This is a genomic window from Bradyrhizobium sp. STM 3809 (assembly GCF_000239795.1).
Classification (GTDB): domain Bacteria; phylum Pseudomonadota; class Alphaproteobacteria; order Rhizobiales; family Xanthobacteraceae; genus Bradyrhizobium.
In genome coordinates, this window is sequence record NZ_CAFJ01000179.1 from 1 (window position 1) to 7175 (window position 7175).

Sequence of the window (7175 nt, forward strand, 5' to 3'; positions counted from 1 at the left end):
ACCCTCATGGTGAGGAGCGCCGCGCCGGTCGGGTCGCTGCCGGGCAGGATCTTCGCGCGCGGCGCGTCTCGAACCATGAGGCCCCGCCGGTGGCCTCGCCCTTCGAGACGCCCGCCTGCGGCGGGCTCCTCAGGGTGAGGGTGTGGAGCTCGTGCATGGCGAGGGAGAATGCGATCGCAGCAGGCTGCGTTGCATGAACTCGCTCTCGGCGCTGTTGCAGTGCGTAGCGCCGCGCTCTGCGCCCGATCCTCTTCATGAGTACGCGGCTCATGGATAATCTGTAGCGCCGCCCACGGTGCTCGACCCTCATGGTGAGGAGCGCCGCGCCGGTCGGGTTGCTGCCGGGCAGGATCTTCGCGCGCGGCGCGTCTCGAACCATGAGGCTCCGCCGGTGGCCTCGCCCTCGAGACGCCCGTCTGCAGCGAGATGCTAAGGGAGAGCGTCAAAGATATTCCCGCAGCCCGCAAAGGCACGCCGTAGCCGCCTGCCATGACAAAGCAGCGCCCGCCGGTGTGCGAGCGCTGCCAGTCTGCGGATCCAGGTACGCGTTGGATCGCGAGCTATTTCTTCTGGTTGAAGTTCACGTCGAGACTGAAGCTGAACTGATCGTCGGTCAGGCCGGCCGGCGGCGCCGGCACCGGATCGGAGCGGCGGATCATCGCCAGGGCCGCGTCGTCGAACATCGGATCGCCGCACGACTGCATCACCGAGGCCGACATCACCTTGCCGGCGCGGCTCAGCACCAGCGCGACCTTGACGGTGCCGTTGTGCTTCTTGCCATCGGGATAGCGCTTGTGCAGCTCGAAATAGGCGCTGATCTTGCGGCCCCAGTTCTCCGTGAGCTTCTGCCTGTCCTTGCCGAGCCCGACATTCGGCGCCTTGGCCGTCTCCGCCGGCGGCGCGGCTTCGTCGAGCGCCTTGCGTGCGGATTCCTGCTGCGCGGCCGACGCCACCGAGGCCTCGGCCTGCTGGACCGCCTGCTGCTGCTCTTCCTTCTCGGGTTCCTTGGGTTCGTTCTGGGTGACGACGCGGTCTGCTTCCTCCTCGGTCTCGGTCGGCTTGTCCTTGACGGCATCCGACTCCTTCACCTCGGCGGTCTGCTGCATCTGCTCCGGCGCGGCTTCCGCGGCATCGCTGTCGGGACCGGGCGGAAGATCGTTATCCTCGACCTGCGGCGATGCCATCTCGACCGCGAACTCGGCGCCGGCGGCCCCGAGGCCGCCGTCGACGTCGGTGTCGCTGAGATGCGCCACCGCGAGCGCCGCGCCGCCCCCATGCAGCATCACCGCCCCGATCGCGGCCGAGATCCACAGGCGGCGGGTCGCTCCTTGATATTTGTGTTCGACCATTCCTGGTTTCCGTCGGTTCACTGGTTTCAGTGGGCTGCCGGTGCGGCAGCCTGCGGGACGCCTTCGACCGTGACGAGCTTGATCTTCGGATAACCGCCGGTGCGCAGCAGCTCCATCACGTCCATCAGCTCGCCATAGGCCACGCCGCGGTCGGCGCGGAGGAAGATGAACTTGTCCTTGGCGACGTCGGGGATGTGCTCCAGCGCGCTGACGAGATTGGCCCGCTTCACCTGCTCCTCACCGACATACAGCGTGAGGTCCGGCTTGATGCTGACATAGATCGGCTTGTCCGGTTTCTTCTGCGGCGTCGCGGTCGAGGTCGGCAGGTCGACCGGCACGTCGACCGTCGAGAGCGGCGCCGCCACCATGAAGATGATCAGCAGCACCAGGATCACGTCGATGAAGGGCGTGACGTTGATGTCGGCGGACTCGCCGAGATCGTCGTCGCCATCGGCTTCCGAGAGAGAGACGGCCATGGCTTACTCCGCGGCCAGCGCCATCGGCGGCGCCTCGTGGACGTGGATCGGCTCGAAGCCGCGGCCCTGCGGCGCGTGGTGGCTCTGGCCGCGATCGAGATCGCGCGACAGCATGCGGGCGGTGGCGCCGGACGAGCGGCTGACGAGCTCCATGTAGCCTTTGGTCACGCGGGTGAAATGATTGTAGATGATCACGGCGGGGATCGCGGCGACGAGGCCGATGGCGGTGGCGAGCAGCGCTTCGGCGATGCCCGGCGCGACGACGGCGAGGTTCGTTGTCTGCGACTTCGAGATGCCGATGAAGCTGTTCATGATGCCCCAGACGGTGCCGAACAGGCCGACGAAGGGCGAGATCGAACCGATCGTCGCGAGCAGACCCATGCCGGTGCGGCAGCGCCGGCCTTCGGCGCGCACGATCTCGGCGAAACTGGAGGCCGCACGCTCGTTGACGCCGTGCGGCGGCAGCTCGGACGACATCCTGATCTCATGCATGGCCGCGTCGATCAGCGCCGTCAGCACGTTCTGCCGTGAGCCCAGAGCGAGCTTGGCTTCCGACAGCCATCGCACGTCGTCGACCTTGCGCAGCGCGCTTTTGAGCTTGCGGCGGAGAATGGCGAACTCGACGGTCTTGGCAATGAACACGGTCCAGGTGGCGAGCGAAGCCAGCGCGAGCCCGATCATCACCGACTTCACCAGGATGTCGGCGGCCAGGAACATCGACCATGGAGACAGGTCGTGCGGCACGCGCGAGGCGGCCTGCGCTCCGCCTTGTACCGGCTTTTCCGCTCCGTCTTTCGCCTTGTCGGCGGCACTGACCTCGGTCTCGGCTTCTGCCGCGATGGAGGTGTGCGCATCGGTGGAGGCGGCGGCCTGATTTGTATTGGCCGGCAGTGTGCTCGGTGTGGCGGCGGTTTGGGCCGGAGCCGCAGACGCTGGATTGTTGGCCGTGGGAGGGGCGCTGACCGCCTGCGCAGCCTGAGCGACGTTCGACGTCGTTGCCTGACCAGCGGTCGCCGGCTTCGGCAGTGTGGCTGCGGCGGGCGCCAGAGCCGCGTTTGCAGACGTGGCGGTCGGCGCGGTTGCCGGGATTTGTACGCCTCTCGCTGCGGCCGCGGCTGCGGGATTGGTTGCGGCACTCTGCGGCGCGGGAGCAGCCTGCCCAGGTCTCGGCGAACTGGCCGACTGTTCGGCATGCGCCAGGGCACCGGCCGAGACGGCTGCGATCACCGCTCCCAAGCAAAGAACTTTCCTGAACATGTTGCTGCAGACCCCTTGGTAGTTGACTTGCCCGTCATGCTTCTCGTCTCAACCGGGCTGATTTGAGACGGTGCGTCGACTCAAACCGGGAACATCGATGTCCGGCGATCACATCGCTGCGCGCGATACGATGAGAGCAGATGCGCTCGCTCAGCTGGCGTTGCACGATGGCGACGCAGCGGTCGCGCGCTAACTATCTGAAAGCCTTGGAATGCGCCGATGGGATGCCGTCAATGCCACGCGGTCACGCCGCATCGGTCACGCAAATGCCGCCGATCGGACTTTCATCAATTCTAATTAGTTGCCGCCGCAGATTGTCACCGAGCTGGACGACAAGCGTCGCGTCGACGGCTCCCGGATGTCTCCCATGTGATTCGACGTCCGCGATGCCGATGTCATGCTGGCGAAGCATCGAGGAGTCGTGACGGAGGCCGGGCGTGACGTCGCGCCATCATGGTCCACATGGGCGATTACGAGGAGGCAGACGCAGGCAGGCCGGTGCGCACCTCGTGGCACTGGCCGGCCTCTCGCCGGCCCGGCTCGAACGGCACTGGCGCGAGCGCCGTTGGATGCGGGCTTGTGTCGCAGCGCTGGCGTGCGGCACACGCCCCGATCGGATGTTCAGACCTCGGCCCAGTAGCGGATCAGGTTGTGGTAGAGGCCGGTCAGCCGGACCATCTCCGGATCATCGCGCCCGAGTCGCTGCGACAGGCCCTGGATCGTGGTGTCGAGATCGAAGATCATGCTGCGCGCGAGCGGATCGCGGATCATGCTCTGCAGCCAGAAGAACGAGGCGGCGCGGACGCCGCGCGTCACCGGCGTGACCATGTGCAGGCTGGAGGACGGATACAGCACGAGGTCGCCGGCCGGCAGCTTGATCTCGTGCGAGCCGTAGAGGTCCTCGATGACGAGCTCGCCGCCGTCATACGCGTCCGGCTCGGAAAGAAACAGCGTGACCGACAGGTCGGTGCGGATGCGCAGGCCCGTCAGCTTGTCGCCGCGCACGGCGTTGTCGACGTGAATGCCGAAATGATGTCCCGACTCGGCGCTGTAGCGGTTGAACAGCGGCGGGAAGATCTGCTGCGGAATGGCGGCTGCGAGGAAGCGCGGGTTGGCGGTCAGTGCCGAGATGATGCGATGGCCGAGCTTGCGCGCCACATCGCTGTCGGGCGGCAGCTGCTCGTTGCGCTTCACCATGGCCGACTGGGCGCCGGCCGTCGAACGGCCGTCCTCCCAGTCGCTTTGGTCCATGATGCGGCGGAACTCCGCCACATCGTCCTTGCTCAGAATTCCGGGGACACAGGTCAGCATGAACTCATCACTCGATATCGGCCCGCCGGCTGGCGGCCCCGGAGCGCGCGCCGGCGATCAGAACCGGCCCGAGACGACGATCGATGCGCTTCGACCCGGACCGACGAACGTGAACGGCGTGGCGCTCTGGTAGAAGGCGTCGTAGTAGAGCTTGTCGAAGATGTTGGCGACGAACAGCTTCGCGGTCCAGTTCTTGTTGATCTTGGCTTCCGCGAAGGCATCGAAGCGCCAGTAGCTCGGCAGCTCGGTGCCCTGGTTCGCCGCGAGCCAGGTGCCGCCGTAGATCTTGGAGCGGTACACCGCCTGCCCGCCGATCTCCCAGGTGTCGTTGATCTCGTACTTCGTCAGCAGGCTGAACGACTGGTGCGCGGTGTTGGCGAGCTGCAGGCCGACATTGCTGGTGAACAGCGCCGTATTGGCCGGCGGGATGTTCGACTTGGTGACCTCCGACTGCATCAGCACCAGGCCGCCGAAGATACTCCATTTGTCGGTCAGCTTGCCGCCGGCCTGCAGGTCGATGCCGCGGATGCGGTAGGCGGCGCCGGCCGAGATGCATGGCACGGAGCCGGTCGTGGCCGTGTAGGGGCAGGCCGCCGTCGCATTCTTGGCGCTGGTGACGTTGAAGGACTCGCGGGCATTCTCCTTCTCGGTCTGGAACAGCGCGCCGGTGACCAGCAGCCGGCCGTCGAGCAGCTCCCATTTGGTGCCGATCTCGATCGAGGTGTTCTTCTCCGGCCCGAACACCTGGTTGGCGCCGCCATTGGTGACCGCCGTCAGGCCGCCATAGGCGGCGCTGAGACCGTCGAACTCGGCGCCGACCGGGTTCGACGACGTCGCATAGGCCGCATAGATGCTGGCATAGGGCACCGGCTTCAGGGTCAGGCCGAGATTGAAGTTCGGCAGGCCGCTGGATGCGGCGGTCGATCCCGGCGTGTTGGCAATGCCGTTGACGGTGCCGAAGCCATCCACGCGGACGTCGTATTTGTCGTAGCGGACGCCGCCGTTCAGGATCACGAGATCGCGATAGTTGACGCTGTCGAGCGCGTAGACGCTGGCGGTATCGATCTTGAGGTTGGTGGGGAATTGGCTCAGCGAGGGAATGCCGAACGGCAGATTGGTGAACTGCGGGTTGAACACGCTCACGCCCGACAGCGAGCCGGAGCCGGAGAAGGCAAGGCCCTGCTGTTCGGAGGTCAGGCCGGTATAGCTGTTGATGAGAGCCTTTTCCTGCGAGACTTCGAGGCCGGCGACGACGGTGTGCCTGAACGGGCCGGTGTTGAACTTGTAGGTCGCGTCGAGCTGATTGGCGAGCACGTCGGTCTGCTGGAACCGGCTCTGCGGGTTGGCGCGGATCACCGAATTCTCGATCGGATTGGTGATCGTGGCGCCTTCCGGCAGCGTGCCGATGTAGTTCAGGACAGAACGCGACACCCGGATCTTGTCGGAGATCGTCAGGTCGGGGGTGACCTTCACCTCGGCATTGATCGTGCCGATGTCCTGGCCGATGCGCTGGAAGTCGCGGTTGACGAAGCCGTACCAGGCATTGCGCGGCGCGCCGACCTCGGGGAACGGCGCGCCGGCCACGAGATTGTTCGGCCGGTAGTACGGCACGCCGAAGTCCGGGCGGCCCGAGACCTCGGTGTGGATGTAGTTGGTCGCGAGCGTCACGGTGTCGAGCGGCGTCCACTTGGTCGCGATGAAGCCGCCGTTGCGGTTGTCGGTGACGTAGTCGCGGCCGGCCACGCCGGCATCCTGGAACAGGCCGCCGACGCGCGCGGCGAAGGTCGGCGTGACCTTCTGGTTGACGTCGATCACCACGCGCTTGGTCTGGTCGGTGCCGAGCGTCGTGTCCATGTTGTAGAAGCTGTTTTCGGTCGTGGCCTGCTTGGTCACGATGTTGATCGCGCCGCCGGTGGTGCCGCGGCCGGCAAAGGACGACGCCGGGCCGCGCAGGATCTCGACCTGCTCGGTGAAGAAGTTCTCGCGCACCGAGACGCCGGCGTCGCGCACGCCGTCGATGAACACGTCGTTGCGGGCATCGAAGCCGCGGATGAAGAAGCGGTCGCCGAATGCGTTGCCGCCTTCGCCGGTGCCGAGCGTCACGCCCGCGGTCGAGAGCACGGCGGATTTCAGGCTGGTGGAGTTCTTGTCCGCCAGGATCTCCTTGCTGAGCACGGTCACCGTCTTCGGCGTGTTCAGCAGCTTCTCCGGGAACTTGCCGGAGGCCTGCAGGCGCTCGCCCTTGTAGTCCGAGGCAGGGCTCGAATAGGGGTTGCGGTCCGGCGGCAGACTGTTCTTCGGGGCCGCGGCCTGCTGCTGCTGTTGTTGCTGCCGTGCGGCGCGGCGCATCGCGTCGCGGGCGCGGATCTGGTCGGCGGTCGGGCGCGACGCCTGCGGCTTCGGGCGCGCCACCGGTGCTTCGACGGTGACGGACGGAAGCGGGGCCTGCTGGGCTTCGGCACTGGAGAACGACGCGACGGCGATCAGGCTCGCGACCGCCGAAACCTTCGCGCCCGTCATGTCGGCGGACGGTTCCCCGTCATGCCAGCCTGCTGCACGCAAGCTCCTCGGAAAGACTGCCTTACCCATACTCGACCACCCCATTTTCACTACGCACTGGAGACTTGGGTCCGTTGGAACCCGCGGTTCCCCAGGGGAACCGCGAGGTCCGCTGAACGCCGCAACCGGCCGCGCCAGTTGCGAATGCAAGTCAAGAAGCGAGGGAAAGCGGTCCAAAACTGGTTCCGGTCATGGCCGGAATGGGAAAAGTTTCGATCCATTT

General features: G+C 66.3%; 6 protein-coding genes. All 6 read right to left on the reverse strand.

What is annotated here, in order from left to right:
- Positions 1 to 560: 560 nt before the first annotated feature.
- The gene (locus BRAS3809_RS09860; protein WP_008961940.1) at positions 561 to 1349 is read right to left on the reverse strand and encodes an energy transducer TonB; all 789 of its coding nucleotides are present in this window, start codon (positions 1347 to 1349) and stop codon (positions 561 to 563) included.
- 26 nt (positions 1350 to 1375) lie between these two features.
- On the reverse strand, positions 1376 to 1825 hold the full coding sequence (exbD, locus tag BRAS3809_RS09865) for a TonB system transport protein ExbD (protein WP_008961941.1): 450 nt from the start codon (positions 1823 to 1825) through the stop codon (positions 1376 to 1378).
- A 3-nt stretch (positions 1826 to 1828) separates the two neighbouring features.
- Positions 1829 to 3082 carry a tonB-system energizer ExbB gene (gene exbB / locus BRAS3809_RS09870; protein WP_008961942.1) on the reverse strand — a complete coding sequence of 418 codons (1254 nt, stop codon included), beginning with the start codon at positions 3080 to 3082 and terminating at the stop codon, positions 1829 to 1831.
- Positions 3083 to 3326: 244 nt separating this feature from the next.
- Positions 3327 to 3494, reverse strand: coding sequence for a hypothetical protein (locus BRAS3809_RS36550; RefSeq protein ID WP_008961943.1), 168 nt, complete (start codon positions 3492 to 3494; stop codon positions 3327 to 3329).
- 209 nt (positions 3495 to 3703) lie between these two features.
- Entirely contained in the window at positions 3704 to 4393 is a 690-nt protein-coding gene (locus tag BRAS3809_RS09875; protein WP_008961944.1) for a Fe2+-dependent dioxygenase, read from the reverse strand.
- Positions 4394 to 4450: 57 nt separating this feature from the next.
- Positions 4451 to 6982 (reverse strand): TonB-dependent receptor, encoded by a 2532-nt coding sequence (locus BRAS3809_RS09880; protein WP_008961945.1) that lies wholly within the window; start codon positions 6980 to 6982, stop codon positions 4451 to 4453.
- Between the last annotated feature and the right edge of the window lie 193 nt (positions 6983 to 7175).

Bases quoted from the DNA above. Each gene is read 5' to 3' on its own strand.
- exbD (WP_008961941.1), bottom strand. From the start codon at position 1,825: ATGGCCGTCTCTCTCTCGGAAGCCGATGGCGACGACGATCTCGGCGAG.
- BRAS3809_RS09875 (WP_008961944.1), bottom strand. From the start codon at position 4,393: ATGCTGACCTGTGTCCCCGGAATTCTGAGCAAGGACGATGTGGCGGAG.
- BRAS3809_RS09880 (WP_008961945.1), bottom strand. From the start codon at position 6,982: ATGGGTAAGGCAGTCTTTCCGAGGAGCTTGCGTGCAGCAGGCTGGCAT.
- BRAS3809_RS09860 (WP_008961940.1), bottom strand. From the start codon at position 1,349: ATGGTCGAACACAAATATCAAGGAGCGACCCGCCGCCTGTGGATCTCG.
- exbB (WP_008961942.1), bottom strand. From the start codon at position 3,082: ATGTTCAGGAAAGTTCTTTGCTTGGGAGCGGTGATCGCAGCCGTCTCG.
- BRAS3809_RS36550 (WP_008961943.1), bottom strand. From the start codon at position 3,494: ATGCTTCGCCAGCATGACATCGGCATCGCGGACGTCGAATCACATGGG.